Consider the following 830-nt stretch of genomic DNA (forward strand, 5'->3'; position numbering starts at 1 on the left):
AAAGAAGGGCATAAGTTCAGTGGCTGGAATCTGAAGGAAGACTTCGCCATGCCGGCCGAAGATGTAGTGATTGTAGGAAGCTTTACTGCAAACGAGTATACGGTAACGTATCTGGTAGACGGTAAACCTTATGAAACAGCAGAGGCGTATTTGTATGGAACTGCTGTGAAGCTGAAAGAGGCCCCGGAGAAGGAAGGCTATACCTTCAGCGGCTGGGACCATAAGGAAGACTTTACGATGCCTGCAGAAAATGTAGTCATTAATGGGTCATTCAGCATTAACAGCTACAAGGTAACGTATGAGGTAGACGGAAGTGCTTATGGTAAGGAAGAAACGTATGAATACGGAAGTGCAGTAACACTTCAGAAAGAGCCGGAGAAGGAAGGATATACCTTCAGCAAATGGGATCATGAAGACGGATTTGCAATGCCGGCACATGATGTAGTGATCAAGGGAAGCTTTAAAATCAACAGCTATAAAGTGACATACAGAGTTGATGGGGAACAGGTAGGAGAAGCGGAAACGTATGAGTTTAATGCACCTGTGACTCTTAGAGAAGCTCCGGAAAAAGAAGGTTATACCTTCAGCGGCTGGAGTCGTGATACCGGGTTTGATATGCCCGCAAAGGATGTGGTAATTGAAGGAAGCTTTACGATTAACAATTATACCGTGACGTACCTGGTAGATGGAAAGCAGACCGGAGAAACAGAAACCTACCAGTATAATCAGGAAGTCACTGTAAAAGCGGACGCAGAAAGAGAAGGCTATACCTTTAGCGGCTGGAGCAGTGAAGATGTGAAAGAGAACTTTATTCAGAAGCTGCTTTCAAA

The 830-nt window shown here is 44.8% G+C and carries 1 protein-coding gene; it reads left to right on the forward strand.

The window, feature by feature from the left end:
• On the forward strand, positions 1–830 hold an 830-nt coding region (locus tag H8S80_RS35235), incomplete at both ends, for an InlB B-repeat-containing protein (RefSeq protein ID WP_187049110.1).

The sequence above is a fragment of the Hungatella sp. L36 genome (genome assembly GCF_014288035.1).